General features: G+C 73.4%; 19 protein-coding genes. 6 read left to right on the top strand and 13 right to left on the bottom strand.

Going from position 1 to position 20,921, the window contains the following annotated elements; genetic code table 11:
• Nucleotides 1-217: 217 nt before the first annotated feature.
• A complete protein-coding gene (locus tag OHA34_RS00320) occupies nucleotides 218-1,453 on the bottom strand; it encodes a carotenoid oxygenase family protein (protein WP_329520358.1) in 1,236 nt (411 codons plus the stop codon).
• A 106-nt stretch (nucleotides 1,454-1,559) separates the two neighbouring features.
• Between OHA34_RS00320 and OHA34_RS00315 the strand changes: the two genes are divergently transcribed.
• The gene (locus OHA34_RS00315) at nucleotides 1,560-2,237 is read left to right on the top strand and encodes a TetR/AcrR family transcriptional regulator (protein ID WP_285943999.1); all 678 of its coding nucleotides are present in this window, start codon (nucleotides 1,560-1,562) and stop codon (nucleotides 2,235-2,237) included.
• Nucleotides 2,238-2,243: 6 nt separating this feature from the next.
• Here the strand turns inward: OHA34_RS00315 and OHA34_RS00310 are convergent, their stop codons facing one another.
• The 4 genes from OHA34_RS00310 to OHA34_RS00295 all read right to left on the bottom strand — a co-directional run bounded on the left by OHA34_RS00310 (nucleotide 2,244) and on the right by OHA34_RS00295 (nucleotide 5,538).
• Entirely contained in the window at nucleotides 2,244-3,785 is a 1,542-nt protein-coding gene (locus OHA34_RS00310) for an acyl-CoA carboxylase subunit beta (protein ID WP_432763111.1), read from the bottom strand.
• A 470-nt stretch (nucleotides 3,786-4,255) separates the two neighbouring features.
• Nucleotides 4,256-4,819, bottom strand: a complete 564-nt coding sequence (locus OHA34_RS00305; RefSeq protein ID WP_329520357.1) for a carboxymuconolactone decarboxylase family protein — start codon at nucleotides 4,817-4,819, stop codon at nucleotides 4,256-4,258.
• 188 nt (nucleotides 4,820-5,007) lie between these two features.
• The gene (locus OHA34_RS00300) at nucleotides 5,008-5,142 is read right to left on the bottom strand and encodes a hypothetical protein (protein WP_285944002.1); all 135 of its coding nucleotides are present in this window, start codon (nucleotides 5,140-5,142) and stop codon (nucleotides 5,008-5,010) included.
• A gap of 3 nt (nucleotides 5,143-5,145) precedes the next feature.
• Complete coding sequence (locus OHA34_RS00295) at nucleotides 5,146-5,538, bottom strand: hypothetical protein (RefSeq protein ID WP_285944003.1); 393 nt, start codon at nucleotides 5,536-5,538, stop codon at nucleotides 5,146-5,148.
• 456 nt (nucleotides 5,539-5,994) lie between these two features.
• Between OHA34_RS00295 and OHA34_RS00290 the strand changes: the two genes are divergently transcribed.
• Nucleotides 5,995-7,215 carry a hypothetical protein gene (locus tag OHA34_RS00290; protein ID WP_285944004.1) on the top strand — a complete coding sequence of 407 codons (1,221 nt, stop codon included), beginning with the start codon at nucleotides 5,995-5,997 and terminating at the stop codon, nucleotides 7,213-7,215.
• A gap of 54 nt (nucleotides 7,216-7,269) precedes the next feature.
• On the opposite strand, the gene OHA34_RS00285 is transcribed toward OHA34_RS00290, so the two are convergent.
• The 7 genes from OHA34_RS00285 to OHA34_RS00255 form a co-directional block, all read right to left on the bottom strand.
• Nucleotides 7,270-9,231: an ATP-binding SpoIIE family protein phosphatase gene (locus tag OHA34_RS00285; protein ID WP_285944005.1), complete on the bottom strand. Its 1,962-nt coding sequence runs from the start codon at nucleotides 9,229-9,231 to the stop codon at nucleotides 7,270-7,272.
• Nucleotides 9,232-9,580: 349 nt separating this feature from the next.
• Nucleotides 9,581-10,444, bottom strand: a complete 864-nt coding sequence (locus OHA34_RS00280) for a spermidine synthase (RefSeq protein WP_329520356.1) — start codon at nucleotides 10,442-10,444, stop codon at nucleotides 9,581-9,583.
• A 26-nt stretch (nucleotides 10,445-10,470) separates the two neighbouring features.
• The gene (locus OHA34_RS00275) at nucleotides 10,471-11,478 is read right to left on the bottom strand and encodes an ABC transporter ATP-binding protein (RefSeq protein ID WP_329520355.1); all 1,008 of its coding nucleotides are present in this window, start codon (nucleotides 11,476-11,478) and stop codon (nucleotides 10,471-10,473) included.
• Nucleotides 11,468-12,505, bottom strand: coding sequence for an ABC transporter ATP-binding protein (locus OHA34_RS00270; protein ID WP_329520354.1), 1,038 nt, complete (start codon nucleotides 12,503-12,505; stop codon nucleotides 11,468-11,470). The genes OHA34_RS00275 and OHA34_RS00270 overlap by 11 nt, the downstream gene beginning before the upstream one ends.
• Before the next feature lie 3 nt (nucleotides 12,506-12,508).
• Nucleotides 12,509-13,489: an ABC transporter permease gene (locus OHA34_RS00265; RefSeq protein WP_329520353.1), complete on the bottom strand. Its 981-nt coding sequence runs from the start codon at nucleotides 13,487-13,489 to the stop codon at nucleotides 12,509-12,511.
• Complete coding sequence (locus OHA34_RS00260) at nucleotides 13,486-14,412, bottom strand: ABC transporter permease (protein WP_285944010.1); 927 nt, start codon at nucleotides 14,410-14,412, stop codon at nucleotides 13,486-13,488. Before OHA34_RS00260 ends, OHA34_RS00265 begins: the two co-directional genes overlap by 4 nt.
• Before the next feature lie 6 nt (nucleotides 14,413-14,418).
• The gene (locus tag OHA34_RS00255; RefSeq protein ID WP_285944011.1) at nucleotides 14,419-16,029 is read right to left on the bottom strand and encodes a peptide ABC transporter substrate-binding protein; all 1,611 of its coding nucleotides are present in this window, start codon (nucleotides 16,027-16,029) and stop codon (nucleotides 14,419-14,421) included.
• A gap of 180 nt (nucleotides 16,030-16,209) precedes the next feature.
• Between OHA34_RS00255 and OHA34_RS00250 the strand changes: the two genes are divergently transcribed.
• On the top strand, nucleotides 16,210-17,532 hold the full coding sequence (locus OHA34_RS00250; RefSeq protein WP_329520352.1) for a M20/M25/M40 family metallo-hydrolase: 1,323 nt from the start codon (nucleotides 16,210-16,212) through the stop codon (nucleotides 17,530-17,532).
• A gap of 122 nt (nucleotides 17,533-17,654) precedes the next feature.
• On the top strand, nucleotides 17,655-18,482 hold the full coding sequence (locus OHA34_RS00245; protein ID WP_285944013.1) for a thioesterase family protein: 828 nt from the start codon (nucleotides 17,655-17,657) through the stop codon (nucleotides 18,480-18,482).
• A gap of 22 nt (nucleotides 18,483-18,504) precedes the next feature.
• Here OHA34_RS00245 and OHA34_RS00240 read toward each other — a convergent pair whose 3' ends face one another.
• Complete coding sequence (locus OHA34_RS00240) at nucleotides 18,505-19,407, bottom strand: TIGR03620 family F420-dependent LLM class oxidoreductase (RefSeq protein ID WP_285944014.1); 903 nt, start codon at nucleotides 19,405-19,407, stop codon at nucleotides 18,505-18,507.
• 97 nt (nucleotides 19,408-19,504) lie between these two features.
• Between OHA34_RS00240 and OHA34_RS00235 the strand changes: the two genes are divergently transcribed.
• Together OHA34_RS00235 and OHA34_RS00230 are read left to right on the top strand one after the other, a co-directional pair.
• Complete coding sequence (locus OHA34_RS00235) at nucleotides 19,505-20,074, top strand: TetR/AcrR family transcriptional regulator (RefSeq protein WP_329520351.1); 570 nt, start codon at nucleotides 19,505-19,507, stop codon at nucleotides 20,072-20,074.
• Between the two features lie 10 nt (nucleotides 20,075-20,084).
• Entirely contained in the window at nucleotides 20,085-20,912 is an 828-nt protein-coding gene (locus OHA34_RS00230) for a hypothetical protein (RefSeq protein ID WP_329520350.1), read from the top strand.
• The last annotated feature ends 9 nt before the right edge of the window (nucleotides 20,913-20,921 follow it).

Raw genomic sequence — 20,921 nt, 5'->3', positions numbered from 1 at the left:
GAGAGGTACCTGCGACCATGAGCATCACATATTGCGCGACCTTTTGACTTCTTCCGAATTGCCCTTCTGTGCCCTACCCGCGATGTCCGGCCGGGGCATCTTCCAGATTGCTCTAAAGCAACCGGCGATAATAAATAACACCCGCCCGGAGAATGCCGAAAGGGCCCGCGCCCGATGTGGCGGAGCGGCCGGCGGCGGCCCGCCGGCCGCCGGGGATTCACCCGGTGACCGTCTCCGGGACGGACGCCGCGCACCAGGCCGTCCGCCATCCGGCCGGCGGCGCGACCGGCAGCCGCACCACCGCCCGCGGGGGCCCGCCCACGGCGAGCGCGTCGAACACCCGCAGCTCGCCGCACCGGCGCGCGGCGTCCTGGACGGGCACCACCAGCCAGCCCGCCCCCTCCTGCGCACAGTGCGGATCCGGCGCGAACACCGGCCGGCCGACGCGCAGCCCCGGCCGGAGCGCGTGCTCGCCGGACAGGCCGGTCGCGAGGTCGTGCACGACGATCCGGGGCCCGTCCGCCGAGTTCGCGGTCCCGAACACGAACCGGCCGGCACGACCGGACGCCCGCTCGTCGAGGACGGCCGTCTCCAGCCCGTCGACCAACCGGCGCGTGGTCACCGACCCGGTGGCGGCATCGAGCACCCAGCGACGAAGATGCGGCCGATCCGGTTCCTCCGGTGAGGAGAACGCCCGAGCGCGGGAAACGCCGTCCAGGACGACCTGGTCGCCGTCGTCATAGGCGTTCACGACGTGGGGGACATAACAGGGCTCGATCTGCGTCCACCTCGGTTCCGCCCCCTGCGCGTCGCGCGGCAGGAGGCCGATGCGCGCGGGCCGGCCGGGCTTCCAGACATAGGGCAGGCGGGCGCCGATGAGTTCCGCGGCCCGGGAGTGGACGACGGGCAGGTCGAGGACCACCACGTACCGGCGGGTCAGCCCGACCGCCTGCATGAGCGGCGCACCGGGGAGCGAGAACGGCTCGGCCCGCACGATGGCGCCGTCAGGGGCCGCCACCAGGTGCTCGGCCTGGTCGAGGCCCGGATACGTGGCGATGGTGTGCCAGTGCGTCCCCCCGGCCTCGCGGACGGGCCGCGCGAATGCGGCGGGCCCCGGCCCCTCCCCGCCTGAAGGACGGCGGTCCGCGAACCACAGCGACGGTGCCAGCGCCGGAACCGGGCCGAGCGGGTCGTCGCGCCGGACGGGCAGTTCGGCTCGGAGCCACCACGCCTCTCCGCCCCCGAGCCGGATGCCCGAGAAGACGTGCGGCCCCGCGACGGCGCCTCCACCGGATCGGGCGGCGGTCACCGGATGCGCGCCGGAGAGGAGGAAGCAGCCGTCGAGCCCGGCGGGGAGGGCCCCCTGCACGCTGAGCACGTCGTGCGCCGCCGGCCCCCCGGCCGGGGCGGTCAGCCCCGTTCCCGGGTCTCCTCCGCGAACACCGGCGGTCATCGCACCAGCCCCCCTCTCGGAGCCGCGCCCCGTGGCCACATCTCGCGGGACACGTCGCATAACAGTGTTGTGAGAAACAATATCGGCGTTATGTAACACTGTCAATATGAGTCCGCGACGGCTGGACCCGCAGGTCCGCACAGACATCATCGACATCGCCGCCCGGCTCCTGGCCGACGAGGGCCCGCAGGCGCTCAGCACGCGGCGGATCGCCGCCGAGACGCGCAGCTCGACGATGGTCGTCTACACGCACTTCGGCTCGATGGGCGAGCTCGTGCGGGAGATGGTGTACGAGGGCTTCGCCCGGCTCCAGCGCCATCTCACGCAGGTGCGCGCCACCGCGGACCCGGTGGCCGACCTCGCGCTGCTCGGCCGTGCGTACCGGCACAACGCGCTGGCCAACTCGCACCTGTACGCGGTGATGTTCGGCGGCGCGGCACCGAGCGGCTTCACCCTGAGCGAGGCCGACCGCCGCCACGGGCGCTACACGCTGGGCACCATCGTCGAGTGCGCGGGCCGCTGCATCTCCGCGGGACGGTTCCGGCCCGCGGACGCCGAGCTGGTCGCGCACCACATGTGGAGCGCGACGCACGGGCTGATCACCCTGGAGCTGGGCGCGTACCTGATCGGCCCGTACGACGCCGACCACTGCTTCGAGTCCCAGCTGGTCTCGCTGATGGCCGGGGCCGGGGACGCCCACGACGACGCCGCCGCCTCGGTGGCGGCCTCCGCTGCGCGCTTCGCCCAGGAGGTCGCCGCGGCGATGGCCACCGCGGCGAGGTGAGCCCCGCTACAGCGGGATGTTGCCGTGCTTGCGCTGCGGGCCGGCCCGCCGCTTCTCCCGCAGCATGGCCAGGCCGCGGGCGACCGCCGCGCGCGTGTCCGCCGGATCGATCACGTCGTCCACCAGTCCCAGCTCGGCGGCGTAGTACGGGTGCATGAGCTGGTCGGAGTACTCGGCGATGAGTTCCGCGCGCAGCCCCGCGGGATCGGCCGCGGCGGCCAGCTCCCGGCGGAACAGCACGTTCACCGCGCCCTCCGCGCCCATGACCGCGATCTCGTTGGTCGGCCAGACCAGCGAGAGGTCACAGCCGACCGACCGGGAGTCCATCACGATGTACGCGCCGCCGTAGGCCTTCCGGACGATCACCTGCACCCGGGGCACCGTCGCCTCGCAGTAGGCGTACAGCAGCTTGGCGCCATGCCGGATGACCCCCGCGTGCTCCTGGTCGACGCCCGGCAGGAACCCCGGCACGTCCACCAGCGTCACCAGCGGGATCCCGAACGCGTCGCAGAACCGCACGAACCGCGCCGCCTTCTGCGCCGCGTCCGCGTCCAGCACCCCGGCCAGCACCATCGGCTGGTTGGCGACCACACCGGCGACCTCGCCGTCGATGCGGGCGAGCGCGCAGATCACGTTCTTCGCCCAACCCTCGTGCAGTTCGACGAAGTCCTCCTCGTCGACGATCTCGGCGATCACCTCGCGCATGTCGTACGGCCGGTTCGGCTCGACCGGCACGATCTCGGCCAGCCGCGGCCTCCGGTCGGCCGTCGCGCCGCACGACCCGCCGGCGGGCGCCGGCTCCAGGTTGTTGGCGGGCAGCAGCGACACGAGGTAGCGCACCTCCTCCAGGCAGGTCTCCTCGTCGTCGTGGACGAACGTGGCCACGCCCGACCGGCCGCCGTGCACCTCCGCCCCGCCGAGCTCGGCGTGCGTGACCCGCGTGCCGCTGACCGCCTCGACCACGTCGGGTCCGGTCAGGTAGAGATGCGCGGTGTCGCGCACCATGAAGGTGAAGTCGGTCAGCGCGGGCGAGTAGGCCGCGCCCCCGGCGCACGGCCCGAGCACCACGCTGATCTGCGGGATCACCCCCGACGCCTGGACGTTGCGGTAGAAGATCCCGCCGTACCCGTTCAGGGACATCACGCCCTCCTGGATCCGGGCACCACCGCTGTCGTTCAGCCCGATGAGGGGGGCGCCGTTCGCCAGCGCCAGGTCCATCACCTTGTGGATCTTCTCGGCGTGCGCCTCGCCGAGCGACCCGCCGAACACGGTGAAGTCCTGGACGTAGACGAACACCCGGCGGCCGTGGACCGTGCCGGATCCGGCGACCACGCCGTCGGTGGCCGGCCGGTTCTCGCTGATCTTCATGCCGCGGGCGCGGTGCCGCCGGTGCATCTCGATCTCGACGAACGAGTCCGCGTCCAGCAGCAGGTCGAGCCGCTCGCGGGCGGTCCGCTTGCCGAGCGCGTGCTGCCGCTCGACCGCTTCCTCGCGCCCGGCGATCGTGGCGGCGCTCAGCCGCTCGCGCTGCTCGCGCAGGCCCGCCATGGTCCGGGCGGTCTCCGGTGGCGCGGCGGGCGGTGCCGGCCGGGCCCCGGCCGCCCTCCCGTTCGGCCGCGGCACCGGAACCGGAACGAAATCGACCTCCGAAGTGCTCACCGCCCCTCCTTCCCCGCTCGGCGGCGTGTTCCCGGGGCCGGCGACGAACGCCGCCCGTCCCCCACCCTGCCCGTCCGCGATCACCGCGGCATCTCCGAGCATGCGGAGCGCGATCCGCCGTCGGGAACGGCAGCAGGACGCCCGGTCACGCCCCGCCGCTCGGCGGCGAGGGACCGGTGGCGCGAACGGTGCCGTGTCGGCGCCGGTGGCCGGCGCCCATCACCTTCGGGCGGGAGCAGGTCCGGCCGATTACGGCCGAACACCGGCGCGGATTCATTAGCGGCCGAATTGCGAAGCGCCGCGCCGCGAGTTGGGAACCGGCATTGGCGCGGAGGGCGTTCGCGCGTCACTCGCCCGCGTCAGGCGGGCTGTTCGTCCCCCTGCCCCAGGAGGCCCAGGTAGCCGGCGCTCACGATGACCTCGGCGGCCGAGACATAACCGCTCGGGTCCTTCGGGACGGTGGTCGCCAGGCCGTCGACATAGCGGTTGAACATGCAGAACGCCGCGGCGATGAGGACCGTGTCGTGGATCTCGATGTCGGTCGCGCCGGCCTTCCGGGCGGCGGCCACGTCCTCGTCCTGCACGTGCTTGCCGCCGCGCTGGACGGCGGCCGCCACCTGCAACAGCGCCTTCAGCTTGTCCGGTATCGGGGCGCTGGCGGCATCGGCGCGGACCTGGTCCACCAGCGGCATCCCCTCCGGGAGCTGGGCCGCCGCGAACGCCGCGTGCGAGGAGGTGCAGAAGTCGCAGTCGTTGAGCCGGGAGACGTAGGAGGCGATCAGTTCCCGTTCGCCGCGGCTCAGCGTGCTCGGCCCGCGCAGCAGGATCTCGGCCAGCTCGGACATGGGCCGGGCGGTCTCGGGCCGGTATTCGAATAGGGAGCCGATCCCGACTGCGTCGCTGTTCAGGGGGATATGGGGCACGACCACTCCTTCGGGCACACGGGTACGAAGGTCGACTTCACCGAAAAGCATAGAAGGAGATTCCCGGCATGGCGATGCTCCGGGTGCCCATTTCTGGTGAATACCCGTGTCCGCGGCCGATCGACACTGCGGATGCCAATACATCGCAGCGGGGCGGAGACCGGGCCCGGCACCCCACGGACGGGTGATCACAGCGTCCGGGGCGCGGCCTCCGGCGCGGGAAGCGCGCCGGAGGCCATGTCCTCGTCACCGCCGGCGGGCCGTCGGCCCGGCGGCAGGTCACCGGCCTGGAGCCTCGGCCGGCCGGTGAGGCGTGAGGACATCGTCTAGCAGTGCGGGACCTTGCCCTTCACGATCCGGATGTACCGGCCCGCGACCCATTCCTTGGTGGAGATGCCGAGCCGGTACCATCTGCGGTCGCCCTTGACCGACTCGCCCCAGGTCCAGCATTTGATATCGACGATCTGGCCCGACCGCAGCCAGCCCAGGCGCCTGGAGTGGGTGGTGGGCATGGCGCGGATCGCCAGCCTGCCGCGGGAGGTCACCTTTCCCTTGGCGTAGTGGTCGACGCGGGCCGCGGGGGCGGCCACGGTCGAACTCTGCACGGCCGCCTGGCGCGCCGGAACGGTGCTCGCCGTCGCGGGCGTCATGCCCATTCCCGTGACGACGGCGGCTGCCATCGCCGTGCTGATCAGTGTTGCTCGGATGCTCTGTCGCACGCGTTCCTCCTGCTTGTTCCGGGTTTGGATGGGTCGGGGCCCATCTGACCGGGCGTCCTGCGGGGAGGTCGGCTAGCCGCGACCACGGCCGCCCGGGAAAAGGATCCCGCACTTGAATAATTCCGTCGCCTTTTCAGTGTGAAATCTCTCGCACGGGTATCGGTCATGTCACCAGACGGGCGACGAATTTCCGAAGTAAGTGCATCAAAATTGGCCGAGAAATCGAAGAATTTCATCGGATTCCGCGCTTTAGCGGAGATTTACTGATTACCGACTCATGGCGCCGCGGAGGCGCCGCCGCGCGATCCGGCCGCCGGGCCCGGCTGGCCACCGTCCGCGGCGCTGTCTAGGATGCCGCGCAGAGGATCGAACGGAGCCGAGCCCGCCCCTCACTCCGCCGGTCGCGGTTCCGCCGTGGCCGGATCACGCTTCGAAGGGGTCGGCGACCAAGTGCGGATGCGCGGGGGCAGGGACGCGGCGGACGGGCGCGGCGGACGCGGCGGACGGGGCGGCAGGAGGCGCCGCGGCAAGGCGCTGCCGGCGGTGGTGGCCGCGGCGGTCGCGATCACGCTGGCCGTCGACGTCGCGGTGATCGTCTCGGGCCGGGTGGACGACACCGGCGGCGCCCGTCCCGAGGACCGGGGCGGGCTGGTCTCGGTGGCCCGGGAGCCCGCTCCCCCGCCCGCCGCGGTCGCACCGCTCACCCGGCGGCTCACCCCGCACGTGCTGATCGCCGGAACCGCCCCGCTGACGCCGGCCGTGGTGGCGCGGGCAGGCCGGATCAAGGGCGTGGCGGGCGTCGCGGTCGTCGACGCGGCCCGCGCGCAGGTCGGCGGGCGGCAGGTCGGGCTGCTCGGCGTCGACCCGTCCACGTTCCGGGCCTTCGCGCCCCAGCAGACCGCCGAGTCCGACCAGCTCTGGCAGACCGTCGCGACCGGCGGCCTCGCCGTGTCGTTCGACCTGAGCCGGGACGGTTCGATGCCGCTCGGCCAGGTGGTGCCCGCGGGCAGCAGCTCCCGGCCCGGACAGGTGCGGGTCGGCGCCTACGCCACGATGGGCATCGGCGACGTCGACGCGGTCGTCTCCCGGGCCCAGGCCCGCGCCCTCGGCATGCCGGACGGGAACGGGCTGGTGCTGAGCGCCCCCAAGGCCGACGCGGGCAAGCTCGCCAAGACCCTCAAGGCCATCCTGCCGCGCGGGACGAAGGTCGCCGTGCTGCCGGGGGCCCGCACCGCCCCCGCCAAGGCCGCGCGACCCAAGGCGCCGCCGAAGGTGACCGGACGGCCCGACGGGGCGAGCGGGGCGCGCTCACCGGTCAGCGGCAACATGATGACGCCCACGATGCGCGCCGTGGTGCTGGCCGTCGACGGGATGTTCGGCCCGTTCCCCACCATCGGCTGCTACCGGGGCGCGGGCGATCCGCAGGACCACGGCGTCGGCCGCGCCTGCGACTTCATGGAGAGCACCGCGGGCCGGATGCCGAGCGCGGGCGCGCGGCGGCACGGCGACCAGGTGGCCGCGTACGCCATCGGCAACGCGCGGCGCCTCGGCATCTCCTACGTCATCTGGAGGCAGCACATCTGGAACGTGCGGGGCGGCGGCTGGCGGCCGATGGAGGACCGCGGCAGCCTCACCCAGAACCACTACGACCACGTGCACATCTCGGTCCTGCGCTGACCCGCGCCCGTCCGCCCGGGAGGCCGGATGCGGCCGGAGCGGCGGCACCGGCGGCTACGGGAGCGCCTGCTCGCACCACACGGCCTTGCCCGTGGCGGTGCGCCGGACGCCCCACCGCTGCGCGAGCCGTCCGACCACGTGCAGGCCGCGGCCCGTCTCGGCCGCGCCCGCGTCGTCGTGGTGGCGGATGCGCGGGCGCCCGTCGGAGGAGTCGAAGACCTCGCAGACCAGCCCGCCCTCGCGGACCAGCCGCAGCGTGATCCGGCCGCCGGTGTGCCGGATCGCGTTGGTGACCAGCTCGGAGGCGAGCAGGACGGTGGAGTCGGCCATCTCGTCCAGCCCCCAGCGGGACAGCCGGTCGCGGATCAGCCCGCGCGCCCGGCGGACCGCGGCCGGGTCTGCGGGCAGCTCCCAGGACGCGTGCTGGTCGGCGGGGATGCGGTGCAGGCGGGCGACGAGCATCGCGATGTCGTCACGGTGCTGGTCGTCGTAGACGCCGTCCAGCGCGGCCTGGCACAGCTCCTCCAGGGGGCGGGCGGCGGCGCCCCGCGCGAACGTGTCGCGCAGCCGGGCCAGGCCGTCGTCGATGTCGCGGGCCCGGTTCTCCACCAGGCCGTCGGTGTAGAGGAACAGCAGCGTGCCGTCCTCCACGGTGAACTCGCGGCTGGACACCGGGCCGTCGCCGACGCCGAGCGGCGGCGCGGGCGGCACGTCGAGGTAGGCGGCGTCGGCGTCCGGCGGGGCCAGCAGCGGCGGCAGGTGCCCGGCGCTGGCCACCTCGCAGCGTCCGGTGACCGCGTCGTACTCGACGTAGGCGCAGGTGGCGAAGTGCGGTTCGCGCTCGCCCAGGGTCCGCATCAGCGAGTCGAGCCGCTCCAGGGCCTCGGCCGGCGGCAGCTCCAACCCGGCGAGCGTGTGGATGGCGGTGCGCAGCCGGCCCATCGTCACCGCGGCCCGCACGCCGTGCCCGGCGACGTCGCCGACCACCAGCGCGACGCGGGCGCCGGGCAGCGCGATCGACTCGTACCAGTCGCCGCCGACCTCGATCAGCCGGCTGCCGGGCAGGTAGCGGTGGTGCACCTCGACCGGCGACGGCGCCGACAGCCCGGTCGGCAGCAGGCTGCGCTGGAGGGTGAGCGCGGTCGCGCGCTCGCGGCCGTACCGGCGGGCGCTCTCGATGAAGATCGCCGCCCGGGACGCGAACTCCATCCCGATCTCGACGTCGTAGGCGTCGAACGGCCGGTGCGCGATGGTGCGGGTGCACACGAAGAAGCCGAGCACCGTGCCGTCCGCGGTGATCGGCAGCAGCAGCAGCGAGGCGCCCTTGAGCAGGTCGGCGACCGGCGGGCGGCGCCAGTCGGCGGCGATCCGCGCCGCGCCGTCGCCGCCGAGCCCGGTCAGCACCGGCTCCCCGCCTTCGATGCACCGCACGTAGGGGGTGCCGGCCGGGTAGGCGAGGGTCTCGCCGGTGGGGAAGGTGGCGTCCCAGGCCGGGTCGCCGTCGTCGAACCCGATGGCCATCCGGCGCAGCGGCCGCTCGCCGCCGGACCCGGGCGGTTGGTCGTCGTCGACCAGGCTCTCCAGCAGCAGGAGCGCACCGGAGTTGCAGAAGTGCGGGACGAGCACGTCCATCATCCCGCGGGCCAGCAGGTCGAGGTCGAGGGTGGCGCCGATGCGGGGCAGGGCGTCGTCGAGCAGCGCGCGGCGGATGACGGCCGGGTCGAGGAACCGGTCGGCGAGCGGCACCGGCACCCGGATCACCGCGAGCGCGGCGAGGTCGGGGGCGCCGCCGCTCATCGGGTGGACGGTCACCACCGCGTCGAGGGCCGCCCCCGACGCGGTGCGGACGGTGAGCATGGCGGTGCGCTCGCGCTCGGCCCGCACCGCCTCCAGCAGCGGTTCCAGCGCGCCCTCGATCACCTGGTCAAGCCGGGCCCCCAGCAGCTCGTCCGGGTTCGCGGCCAGGACCCCCGCCGCGTTGCGGTCGAACTGGAGAATTCTCCCCGACGAATCCATGCCGAGAATCAGAATTCGGGTGGACGACTCCATCGCTCGATTATGGGACATACAACGGCCCGATGAGACCGATATGCCCACGGACACGTGCCTGGGGCGCGCCGGGAATGCAATTCCGCCGCTATCGCAGCGGCCGACCTCATCGATATCGGGCGTCCAGATACCGCGCCCGGGCGCCAATTCCGGACGGGTGGCCGGGGCCACGGCTCCTTCCCGCCGTCAGCAGGGACCGGACGGCTCCGCTGGACGCGGCAGTGTCCGCGCGGCGTACGCGAGCTTGCCGGGGTTCAGCACGGTGCGGATCGCGACGATCCGGTCACCGTCGATCTCGGCGACGCCCGGCGCGCCGTCATGGGCGGCCGAACGCCTGCGGCGGCGGGACGGGGGCAGTGATCTCCTCACCGTCGTGCAGCGGCGCGGCCCCGCCGCAGAACGCGGCGAGGTCGCCGCCCTCCACCAGGCGGGCCCGCGCGATGCCGCCGGCGGCGCGGCGGCCCAGCTCGGCGGACGGCAGCGGCGCGTGCGACGCGGCGACGATCAGGTTGCCGAACCGCCGGCCGCGCAGCACGCCCGGGTCGGCGAGCAGCAGCGTGTGCCGGAACACCGAGCGCACGGTCGCGGCCACCCGGCGCGCGTACGGCAGCCGGAACCCGTCCGCGACGTTGACCATGTAGGCGCCGCCCGACCGCAGCACCCGCTCGACGTCCAGGACGAACTCGCGGGTGGCGAGCTCGACCGGCATCGACGCCTCGGCGAAGGCGTCCAGCACCACCAGGTCGTCGGCCCCGTCGGGGACCGCCGCGAGCCCGGTGCGCCCGTCGGTGATGCGGATCTTGAGGCCGGGCACGTGCTTGACCGGCAGCCGCTCGCGGACGACCTGGACCAGCTCGGCGTCCGGCTCCAGCACCACCTGCCGGGAGCCCGGCCTGGTCGCGGCGATGTAGCGGGGCAGCGTGCAGCCCGCCCCGCCGACGTGCACCGCGTCGAGCGGCGCGCCGGGCGGGCCGAGGCAGTCGGCCAGGTCGCCCATCAGCCGCATGTACTCGAAGTCGAGGTGGGTGGGGTCGGCGAGGTCGACGTAGGACTGTGGCACGCCGCCCACGCACAGCATCCAGCCGCCCTCGCGCTCGGTGTCGCGCAGTAGCTCGGCCTCTCCGCCGGCGACCTCGTAGCGGACGGGCGGCGGCGCGGCCATGTCCTTCTTGCGTGCCATGTCCCCACCCTACGGAACCCTCGGGGCTAGGCGGTCAGGGTCTCCTCGGCGGCGAAGTGGCAGGCGCTCGGATGGGCCGAGCCCTCCCTGGCCTCCAGCGCCGGCTCCTCCTCCGCGCAGATGTCGGCGGCCTTCCAGCAGCGGGTGCGGAAGCGGCAGCCGGACGGCGGGTCCAGCGGGGACGGCGGCTCGCCCTCCAGCGTGATCTGGTCCGCCCAGCCCGCGAACTCGGGGTCGGGGACCGGCACCGCCGACAGGAGGGCCTGGGTGTAGGGGTGGGTCGGGTGCTCGTAGATGCGGGACTGGTCGCCGGTCTCCACCACCTTGCCGAGGTACATCACCGCGATGCGGTCGGAGATGTGCCGGACGGCGGCCAGGTCGTGCGCGATGAACACGTAGGCCAGGCCCAGCTCGCGCTGGAGGTCGCCGAGCAGGTTCATCACCTGGGCCTGCACCGAGACGTCCAGCGCCGACACCGGCTCGTCGCAGACGATCACCTCGGGGCGCAGCGCCAGCGCGCGGGCGATCCCGACCCGCTGCCGCTGCCCGCCGGAGAACTGGTGCGGGTAGCGGCTGACGTGGCCGGGGTCGAGCCCGACGAGCTCCAGCAGCTCCTGCACGCGGGCGCGGCGCTCCCCCTTGGGCGCGACCTCCGGGTGGATCGCGAACGGCTCGCCGACGATGTCGCCGACCGTCATCCGCGGGTTGAGCGAGGAGTAGGGGTCCTGGAGCACCATCTGGACGCGGCGGCGCAGCGCCCGCAGCTCGCCCTTGGGGAGGGTGAAGATGTCGCGGCCGTCGAACCGGACCGTCCCGGCCGTCGGGCGCTCGGCGGCCAGCAGCAGCTTGGCGAGGGTCGACTTGCCGCAGCCCGACTCGCCGACCACGCCGAGGGTCTCGCCGCGGCGCAGCTCGAGGTCGACGCCGTCGACGGCCTTGATCCGGCCCACCTCGCGCTTGACCACCACGCCGCGGGTGACCGGGTAGTGCTTGACCAGGCCCTCGACCTGGAGGATCGGCGGGTCAGCGGGCACCGTGGACCTCCTCGGCGAAATGGCAGGCGGCGGCGTGCCCGGGACCGACCGTGACCAGCGGCGGCCGTTCGGCGGCGCAGACCGCCTCGGCCCGGGGGCAGCGCGGCCGGAACGGGCAGCCGGGCGGCAGCGCGGCCGGGTCCGGCGGCGCGCCCTTGATCGGCACCAGCGGCCCGCCGCGCTGGTCCAGCCGGGGCACCGAGGCCAGCAGCCCGGCGGTGTAGGGGTGCGCGGGCCGGGCGTACAGCTCGCGGGCGGGGGCCTGCTCGGCGACCGACCCGGCGTACATCACCACGATGCGGTCGGCGACGCCCGCGACGACGCCGAGGTCGTGGGTGATCAGCACCAGGCCCATCCGCAGCTCGTCCTGGAGCTCGGCGAGCAGCCGCATGATCTGCGCCTGGACGGTGACGTCGAGCGCGGTGGTCGGCTCGTCGGCGATGAGCACGTCGGGCTCCAGCGCCAGCGCCATCGCGATCATGATGCGCTGCCGCATCCCGCCGGAGAACTGGTGCGGGTAGTCGCCGAGCCGCTGCCGGGCCGAGGGGATCCTGACCCGTTCCATCAGCTCGACGGCCTTGTCCCGGGCCGGTTTGCGGCGCAGGCCGCGGTGCACCCGGTACATCTCGGTGATCTGGTCGCCGACGGTGAAGACGGGGTTGAGCGCGCTGAGCGCGTCCTGGAAGATCATCGAGATCCGGTCGCCGCGGAACGCGCGGCGGCGGCGCTCGGGCAGCCCGAGCAACTCCTCGCCGCGCAGCCGCACCGACCCCTGGGTGACCCGGGCAGGCGGGGTGTCCAGGATGCCCATCACGGCCTGGGCGGCGACGCTCTTGCCCGACCCCGACTCCCCCAGGATCGCGACGGTCTCGCCCTCGGCGAGGGTGTAGGACAGGCCGTTGACCGCCTGGACGTCACGGCCGCGCACGCGGAACTCCACGTGCAGGTCGTCCACCTCCAGCAGGTGGCCGTCCTCGGGGGCGTCGCGCGGCGGCGGGACGGCGTCCGGCTCCTTCGTCAGCTCCATTGCCTACCGTAGTTTCGGGTCGAGGGCGTCGCGGACCGCGTCGCCGAGCATCAGGAAGCTCAGCACCGTGGCCGACAGGAACACCGCGGGGAACAGCAGCAGGTGCGGGTGGTCGACGAAGTACGACTGCGCCAGGTTGAGCTGGAGCCCCCACGACACCTGCGGGTACTGGAGGCCGACGCCGAGGAAGTCCAGCGTGGCCTCCCCCGCGATCACGTTGCCGACGTTGAGGGTGGCCACCACGATCACCGGGGCGATCGCGTTCGGCAGGATGTGCCGGGTCATGATCCGCCGGTCGGACGCGCCGAGCAGCCGGGCGGCCTGCACGTAGTCGGCGTCCCGGACCGCGATCACCTGCGCCCGCATGATCCGGATCATGGTGGTCCAGCCGAGCAGCACCAGCACCAGCGTCATCGCGCCGGGCCCGTGGCTCGGGAAGGCGACCAGGATGACGGTGGCGCCCAGCACGAACGGCAGCCCGAAGAACACGTCGGTGATCCGGGCGATCAGCGCGTCCAGCGGCCCGCCGTAGTAGCCGGCCAGCATCCCGAACACCAGCGCGATCAGGAACGCGAACAGCGTGACCGCGACGCCGATCAGCAGGGTGGGCCGGGCGCCGTGCACGACGTGCGAGAAGTAGTCGCAGCCGGCCAGGTCGGTGCCGAACCAGTGGTCGCCGGACGGGCCGAGCTTAGACAGGTTGGGGTCGCAGCCCTGGTTGACGCCCCGGCCGGTGAACAGGCTGGGGAACAGCGCCATCGCGGCGACCAGCGCAAGGATCACCAGCGAGCCCCAGAACACCCAGCGCCCGCGCAGCTCCCGCCACGCGTCGTGCCAGAGCGACGCCGCCTGCCCGCCGACCGTCCCGCCCGCCTCCGCGACGGCCGCCGCGCTGGTGCCGGGCGCGCCGGCTCCCGCGCCGGGCGCGGGGGCGGGGACAGGACCGGCCGGCCCGGTCGGATCCACTTCCTTGTGTTTGGTCACTCGTACCGGATCCTCGGGTCGAGCCAGCCGTACAGCAGGTCCACGATCAGGTTGACCAGCAGGAAGATCAGGACCAGCAGGGTGACCGCTCCGACCACCACCGGCCCCTCCTTGAGCTGGATCGACTGGAACACCTGCTGCCCGACGCCGGGCAGGTTGAAGATGCCCTCGGTGACGATCGCGCCGCCCATCAGCGAGCCGAAGTCCACACCGAGGTAGGTCACCACCGGGATCAGCGAGTTGCGCAGCGCGTGCCGCCCGACCACCCGCGTCCGGCCGAGGCCCTTGGCGCGCGCGGTGCGCACGTAGTCGGCGCGCAGGTTCTCGGCCAGGCTGGTGCGGGTCAGCCGCGCCACGTACGACAGGCCGAGCGAGCCGAGCACCATGCCGGGCAGCAGGTAGCTCACCGGCCAGCCCTGGTCGGTCCCCGCGGACGGGAAGATCTTCCAGTTGAGCCCGAACACGATCTGCGCGGTGTAGCCGAGCACGAACACCGGGACCGCGATCAGCAGCGTGGTGCCGCCGAGCACCAGGGTGTCGGCGAGCCTGCCGCGCCGCAGCCCGGCCCAGGCGCCGAGCGCGATCCCGACGACCAGCTCGAACGTCCAGGCGGTGAGGGCGAGCTGCGCCGTCACCACCCAGCGCCCGCTGAGCATCTCCGAGACCTTCTGGCCGGTGTAGTTCTCGCCGAGGTCGCCCTGGAACAGCCCGAACATGTACTTGGCGTACTGGACCAGCACCGGGTCGTTCAGGTTGTACCGGTCCCGGAGCGTGTTCAGCACGTTCTCCGGGACCGGCTTGTCACCCGCGAGCGCCTGGATCGGGTCGCCCGGCAGCGCGAACACCAGCAGGTAGATCAGCAGCGTGGTGCCGATGAAGACGGGGATCGCCTGGAGCAGGCGCCGTAGGACGTAGCGCCACATCGGGGGCTACTTCACCGTCACTTCGTTGGCGAGCAGCCCGGTGGCGTACGCGGTGATGGTGACGTTGCCCACCTTCTCGGACCGGCCGCCCTGCCCGGCCCAGGTCCACAGCGGGATCATCGGCATCTCGCGCAGCGCCACGTCCTCGGCCTGGTTGTAGAACTTGACCGCCTCGGCCCCGCTCGGCGCCTGGTTGCCCTTGGCGATGAAGCCGTCGAACTCCTTGTTCTTCCACGTCATCTTGTTGCCGATGCCCCACATGCTCTCGAGGTAGTTCTGGGCGCTGGGGTAGTCGGCCTCCCAGTTCTGCCGGTAGGGGCCCTTCTCCTCGTGCGCCGACAGCATCGAGAAGTAGTCCGAGGAGGGGACCTGCCGGAACTGGACGTCCTTGATACCGAGGTTCTGCTTCAGCGAGTTCGCGACGATCTGCATCCACTGGTAATAGGTCGGCTGCGCGTTGGAGAAGTACAGCTCCAGCGACCCCTTGAACCCGCCGGCCTTCTCGAACAGTTCCTTGGCCTTGGCCGGGTTGTAGGCGCACAGGTCACCGCAGGCGTTCGGGCGGTGCCCCTCGATGATCGGCGGGAGCAGCGAGTCGGCGGGGATGTAGTCGCCGTTGTAGACCGCCTTGTTGATGCCCTGGCGGTCGATGGACATCGAGATCGCCTTGCGCAGGTCGGGGTTCCCGAACCGGTCGTCGAACAGCGGGAAGCCGAGGTAGTCGATGGTGCCCATCTTGCGGGGCAGGAACCGGTCGCCGAGCAGCCGCTTGGCCTCGGGGACCTTGGCCGCCGGGATGGTCTGGAGGACGTCGAGCCGGCCGGCCCGCAGGTCGGTGTAGGCGGTGTCGGCGCTGGAGTAGCTCTTCCAGGTGTAGCCCTTGTTCTGGGGCTTGCGCGATCCCTTGTAGGCCGCGAACGGCACCAGCTTGACCTGCTTGTTCCGCTCCCAGTCGCCGCTCATCTGGTATGGGCCGTTGCCGATCGGGTGGTCGTCGAACTTCTTGAGCGCCCCGGCGTCCTTGAACGCCGCCTTCGGCATCGGCGCGAACGCCGGGTAGGTCAGCAGCAGCGGGAACTGGTTGAAGCTGTCGTTCAGCGTGACCTTCAGCGTGGTCGCGTCGACCACCTCGAGCCCCGACAGCTTGTCGCTCTTCGGCTTGGCCTTGGGGTCCTCGGGGTTGATCTCGGCGTACCCCTTGATGTGCGAGAAGTACTCGTTGGCCTCGTAGGCGTTGGGCCCGTAGGCGGCGTTGTTCCACGCGTCGGCGAAGTTGGACGCCTCGACCGGCTCGCCGTTGTGGAAGGTGCGGCCGGGCTGGAGCTTGATCGTCCAGACCTTCTGGTCGTCGCTCTCCAGCGACTGCGCCGCCAGGTTGACCGGCTTGCCGTCCTTGCTGAGCCCGACCAGGTTGTCGAACAGCCCGCTCAGGACGTCGAAGGAGTAACTGCTGGTGGTGTTGCCCGGGACCAGGTGGTCGGGCTCCGAATGGCCCGCGGTGAAAGTGCCGTCGGACGACGTCGACCCGCCGCCGCAGGCCGACAATCCGAGCGACGCCGTCAACGCGACCGCGGCGAACCCCGCGGCCCGCCGGCCCGTTCCCCTGAGGCTGGTCATGCTTCTCCTCCGCTGCCCGCCGGCCACGACGCGGCCCGCGCTGTTCAGGCACTGTCGTGCCACCGGCCCGATTTCGGTACGCACCTGAACGAACCGTCACCGGATCGATACCATCGTGATCATTCGTTGACAGAGGTCAGCGCGCCCGGCAATTAAAGGAACCCTGCGAAAGGCGACCGAATGTCCCGGCCCGAGATGTCCGTTCCGCCGACGGCCGTCGACGAGGTGACGGAGCTCTGCGCCGCCCTCATCCGCCACGACACGACCAACGAGGGCGAGGGCGAGGCGCGCGGCGAGCGGGCAGCGGCCGAGTACGTCGCGACGCTGCTGGACGAGGTCGGAGCGGAGGCCGCCGTCGTCGAGTCGGCTCCCGGCCGGGCGAGCACGCTCGCCCGGATCCCGGGCACCGACCCGTCCCACCCCGCGTTCCTCGTGCACGGGCACCTGGACGTGGTGCCCGCCGACCCGGGCGAGTGGAGCGTGCACCCGTTCTCCGGCGAGGTCCGCGACGGATGCGTGTGGGGCCGCGGCGCGGTCGACATGAAGGGCACGCTCGCGATGACGCTGGCGACCGTCCGGCAGCGGCTGCGCGAGGGCCGCCGCACCCGCGGCGACCTGGTGCTGGCCTTCCTCGCCGACGAGGAGTGCACCGGCGACTACGGCTCGCGGTACGTGGCGCGCGAGCACCGGGGGCTGTTCACCGGCTGCGCCGAGGCGATCAGCGAATCGGGCGGGTTCAGCGTCGACGCCGGCGGCGCCCGGATCTATCCGATCGCGACCGGCGAGCGCGGCACCATGTGGATGCGGCTGACCGCGCGCGGCTCCGCCGGGCACGGCTCCAAGCCCGCGCCCGACAACGCGGTCGCCGAGCTGGCGCACGCGGTCTCCCGGCTCGCCGCCCACGAGTGGCCGGTCCGGCTGACCTCCGGTGTCCTGGCCCTGCTGGACGGCCTGGCGGACGCGCTCGGCACCACCATCGACCACGACCGGCTCGACGAGGAGGCGCGGCGCCTCGGCGGCGTCGGGCGGCTGTTCGAGGGGACGATCCGCAACTCGGCCAACCCGACCCGCCTCGACGCCGGCTACAAGGTCAACGTCATCCCCGGCACCGCGACCGCGCAGGTCGACGGCCGCTACCTGCCCGGCACCGGCGAGGAGTTCCTGGCCACCGTCGACCGGCTGCTCGGCCCGAAGGTCACCCGCGAGTTCATCAACTACGAGGAGGCGCCCGCGGCCGATCCCGCCGGGGCGACGTTCGCGGCGCTCGCGGGCGCGCTGCGCGCCGAGGACCCGGCGGCGCGCCCCGTCCCGTACGTGATGGCGGGCGGCACCGACGCCAAGTCGTTCAACCGGATCGGCATCACCAGCTTCGGCTTCGCGCCGCTGCTCCTCGGCCCGGACCTGGACTACCTGGGCATGTTCCACGGCGTCGACGAGCGGGTCCCGGTCGAGGGCCTTCGCTTCGGCACCCGCGTCCTCGACCGGTTCCTGGACACCCGCTGACCGCCGCGCCCCGGACGGCAGGAGGCCCCCTCGGACCGGGCACCGGCTGGACGAAGGGGACGTCGTGGCGGTTCGGGGTCGTGGCAGACTGACCAGGCGGAATCGAGCACACGGGGGGCGGAATGGCGGACTTCAGCGCGGCCACGGCGGTCGAGCCGAGAACCGGAGCGGGGACGGGAGCGGACGGCCACGAGTTCGACGCCGCGCTGGACGAGCAGTGGAGCGTCGGCGGCAAGCTGCACGGGGGCTACCTGCTGGCGGTCCTCGGCCGCGCGGCGGCGCGGGCGAGCGGCGTCGCGCATCCGCACCTCACCGCCATCGGCGGGGCGTTCGTCGAGCCGCCCGCCCCCGGGCCGGCGGTCGTGGCCGTCGAGGTGCTGCGGGCGGGCCGCGGCACCACCCAGCTCCGCGCCCGACTGTCCCAGGACGGCCGGCCCTGCGTGGAGGCGCTGATCACGCAGGGCCTCCTGGAGGAGGGCGAGGCGTGGTGGACCTCCTCCGAGCCCGTCGACCTCCCGCCCGAGCGGGACTGCTTCCCGATGCCCCCCGAGGCGCCGGGCGCGGGCCTGCGGGTGGCGCTGATGGAGGTCGTCGAGCAGCGGCTCAACCCCGCCGACCTCGGGTTCGCCGCGGGCGAGCCGGGCCGCCGCGGCACGGTGTCGGGATGGCAGCGGCTGGCCGACGGCTCCGACTGGGATCCGCTCAGCCTGCTGGTCGCGCTCGACCCGGTCCCGCCGGTCTCCTACGACCTCGGGCTGCCGGGCTGGGCGCCGACCGTGCAGTTCGGGGCCTACATCCGGCGGCTGCCCGCGCCCGGTCCGGTGCGGGTGCGGATGACCGCGACCGAGGTGGCGGGCGACCGGATGGACGAGGTGGCCCACGCCTGGGACGGCAAGGACCGCCTCGTCGCGCAGGCCACCCAGTTCGCCGCGGTCCGCGTCCCCCGCTGATCCGGCCCTCCCCCGCCGCGCCTCAGAGGAGGGCGGGGGCCAGCTCGCGCCACTCGGCCATCGGAAGCTCCGACGGGTCGGCCGTCAGCACCTGCACGCAGACGTGGTCGGCCCCGGCGGCGAGCTGGTCCTCGACCCGCGCGCGGATGGCGTCCACGTCGCCGTAGGCGACGATGGCGTCGACGAGGCGGTCGCTCGGGCCGCCCACGATGTCCTCGTCGCCGAAGCCGAGCCGCCGGACGTTGGCCGTCTGGTGGGACTCCACCGCGAGGTACCCGGCGACGTGCTCGCGGGCGGTCACGCGGGCGCGGGCGCGGTCGGTGTCCAGGACGACCGCCTGCTCGACGCCGAGGAACGCGTCCGGCCCCATGATCTCCCGGGCCCGCGCGGTGTGCTCGACCGGGACGAAGTAGGGGTGCGCGCCCCCGACCCGCTCCGCCGCCAGCGCGAGCATCTTCGGGCCGAGCGCGGCCAGGACGCGGCGCGGCGCGGCGGCGGGTGCCAGGCTGTGCCGGGGGACGGCGTCCATCGAGTCCAGGTAGGCGCGCATCGTGGCGACCGCCTTGCCGCGGGCCGGCATCGGGTAGCCGTCGAAGTCGTGGACGGTGTCGTCGACCCGGTGCCCGCCGAGCCCGAGCAGGTAGCGGCCGGGGAACGCCTCGCCGAGGGTGCGCTCGGCGGTGGCCATCGCGATCGGGTCGCGGAAGGCGATGTTGGCGATGCCCGCCGCGACCGTGATCCGCCGCGTCGCCGACAGCAGCAGCCACGCCTGCCCCACCGAGTCGCGGCCGAACGCCTCGCCGAACCACAGCGCGCCGTAGCCCAGCTCCTCGATCTCGGCCGCCGCCTCCCGGACCCGGGTGGCGGGCTGCCCCTCGAACGCGAACGTCCAGACGCCGACGCGGCCGGCCTCCTGGTTTCCCATCGCGGACTCCTCGTTGCTCAATGTTCCGGAGAACCTCTCCGGTTTGTCTGAGCTACCATACGGAGAAGTTCTCCGATTGGCTATCCGGGGGTGGGCGATGACGGCCGGCGACACGGCGCGGCCACTGCGCGCCGACGCGCGGCGCAACCGCGACCGCGTCCTCGCGGTGGCGCGGGAGGCGTTCGCCGAGGAGGGCCCCGACGCGTCCCTCAACGAGATCGCCCAGCGGGCGGGGGTCGGGCCCGGCACGCTCTACCGCCACTTCCCCACCCGCCGCACGCTCCAGGCCGCGGTGCTGGGCGACCGCATCCAGCGCCTCGCCGGGCGGGCCGACGAGCTCCTGGCCACGGCCCCGCCTGGCGAGGCGCTGGCCGGCTGGATGCGGGCGCTGCTGGAGCACGGCCGCACCGACCACGGGCTGGGCGGCGCCATGATGGCCGAGCCGCTCGACGTCGGGTTCGACTGCCACGCGACGATCCGCGCCGCGGCGGAGAGGGTGCTCGGAGGGGCCCAGCGGGCGGGCGCCGCCCGGCCGGACCTGTCCTGCGACGACGTGATCCAGCTCGTCGTCGGCATCGCGCTGTCCACCGTGCAGGGCGACCCGGGCCGGTCCGAGCGGCTGCTCGGCCTCGTCCTGGACGCGGTGCTCGTCCGGGACCCTGGGTAGTGGTCATGACGTGGACTTCTCCAGCGCGGCGCACGAGCTCTACGGGGTGACCCCGGACGCGTTCATGGAAACGCGGACCCGCCTCACCAAGCGGGCCCGCGGGGACGGCGACGCGGGTCTGGCCAAGCGGATCGGGGCGCTGCGCCGTCCGACGCAGTCCGCCTGGGCGGTCAACCTGCTGTCGCGGTCTGCGGGCGAGGAGCTCGGATGGCTGCTCGAGGCCGGAGCCGGGATGCGCTCGGCGTGGGCGTCTGGCGGCTCCATCGGCGGGCTGGAGCAGCGCCGCGGCGAACTGGTCGCGCTGCTGGTCCGCACGGCCGGACGGCTGACCGAAGAGGCCGGGCACCCGCTGCGCGACCCGGCCGTCCGCGAGGTGGAGGACACCCTCCAGGCCGCCACCGTGGACGCGTCCGTCGCCGACGAGGTCAGGGAGGGCCGCCTCACCCGGCCCCGCCGCCACAGCGGCTTCGTTCCCGCCGGGGTTCCGGCCGGGCCCGCCGGACGGGCCGGATCCGCCGAGCCCGCCGGACGGGCGGAGAGGCCGACGGGGCGGGCGCGGCGTCCGGCCCGCGACCCCGAGCCCACGGGCCGCGCGGACGACCGGAAGGCCCGCGCGGCACGGGAGCGCGACGAGCGCAGGCTGGCCGAGCGCGAGGAGAAGGTCGCCTCGGCGTGGGACGACTCGGACGCGGCCTCGGCGGAGGTGGCGCGGCTACGGCGGGAGCTCGACCGGGCCGTCACCCGGAGGGACGCCGCGGCCAGGCGGCTGGAGCGGGCCGAGCGGGCGCGCGACGGCGCGTCCGAGGCGGTCAGAGGCCCCCGGCACGAATCCGGGTGACGAGATGAA

It is taken from the genome of Spirillospora sp. NBC_01491 (assembly GCF_036227065.1).
Classification (GTDB): Bacteria; Actinomycetota; Actinomycetes; order Streptosporangiales; family Streptosporangiaceae; genus Spirillospora; species Spirillospora xylanilytica.
The sequence above is the reverse complement of the archived record's forward strand: the minus strand, read 5'-3'. Positions and strand labels throughout refer to the sequence as shown.

What these genes read in the sequence shown, in the direction of transcription:
- OHA34_RS00320 (WP_329520358.1), bottom strand. Translation starts at nt 1,453, where the DNA reads ATGACCGCCGGTGTTCGCGGAGGAGACCCGGGAACGGGGCTGACCGCC.
- OHA34_RS00315 (WP_285943999.1), top strand. Translation starts at nt 1,560, where the DNA reads ATGAGTCCGCGACGGCTGGACCCGCAGGTCCGCACAGACATCATCGAC.
- OHA34_RS00310 (WP_432763111.1), bottom strand. Translation starts at nt 3,785, where the DNA reads ATGGCGGGCCTGCGCGAGCAGCGCGAGCGGCTGAGCGCCGCCACGATC.
- OHA34_RS00300 (WP_285944002.1), bottom strand. Translation starts at nt 5,142, where the DNA reads ATGTCCTCACGCCTCACCGGCCGGCCGAGGCTCCAGGCCGGTGACCTG.
- OHA34_RS00290 (WP_285944004.1), top strand. Translation starts at nt 5,995, where the DNA reads ATGCGCGGGGGCAGGGACGCGGCGGACGGGCGCGGCGGACGCGGCGGA.
- OHA34_RS00285 (WP_285944005.1), bottom strand. Translation starts at nt 9,231, where the DNA reads ATGGATTCGTCGGGGAGAATTCTCCAGTTCGACCGCAACGCGGCGGGG.
- OHA34_RS00280 (WP_329520356.1), bottom strand. Translation starts at nt 10,444, where the DNA reads ATGGCACGCAAGAAGGACATGGCCGCGCCGCCGCCCGTCCGCTACGAG.
- OHA34_RS00270 (WP_329520354.1), bottom strand. Translation starts at nt 12,505, where the DNA reads ATGGAGCTGACGAAGGAGCCGGACGCCGTCCCGCCGCCGCGCGACGCC.
- OHA34_RS00260 (WP_285944010.1), bottom strand. Translation starts at nt 14,412, where the DNA reads ATGTGGCGCTACGTCCTACGGCGCCTGCTCCAGGCGATCCCCGTCTTC.
- OHA34_RS00255 (WP_285944011.1), bottom strand. Translation starts at nt 16,029, where the DNA reads ATGACCAGCCTCAGGGGAACGGGCCGGCGGGCCGCGGGGTTCGCCGCG.
- OHA34_RS00250 (WP_329520352.1), top strand. Translation starts at nt 16,210, where the DNA reads ATGTCCCGGCCCGAGATGTCCGTTCCGCCGACGGCCGTCGACGAGGTG.
- OHA34_RS00245 (WP_285944013.1), top strand. Translation starts at nt 17,655, where the DNA reads ATGGCGGACTTCAGCGCGGCCACGGCGGTCGAGCCGAGAACCGGAGCG.
- OHA34_RS00240 (WP_285944014.1), bottom strand. Translation starts at nt 19,407, where the DNA reads ATGGGAAACCAGGAGGCCGGCCGCGTCGGCGTCTGGACGTTCGCGTTC.
- OHA34_RS00235 (WP_329520351.1), top strand. Translation starts at nt 19,505, where the DNA reads ATGACGGCCGGCGACACGGCGCGGCCACTGCGCGCCGACGCGCGGCGC.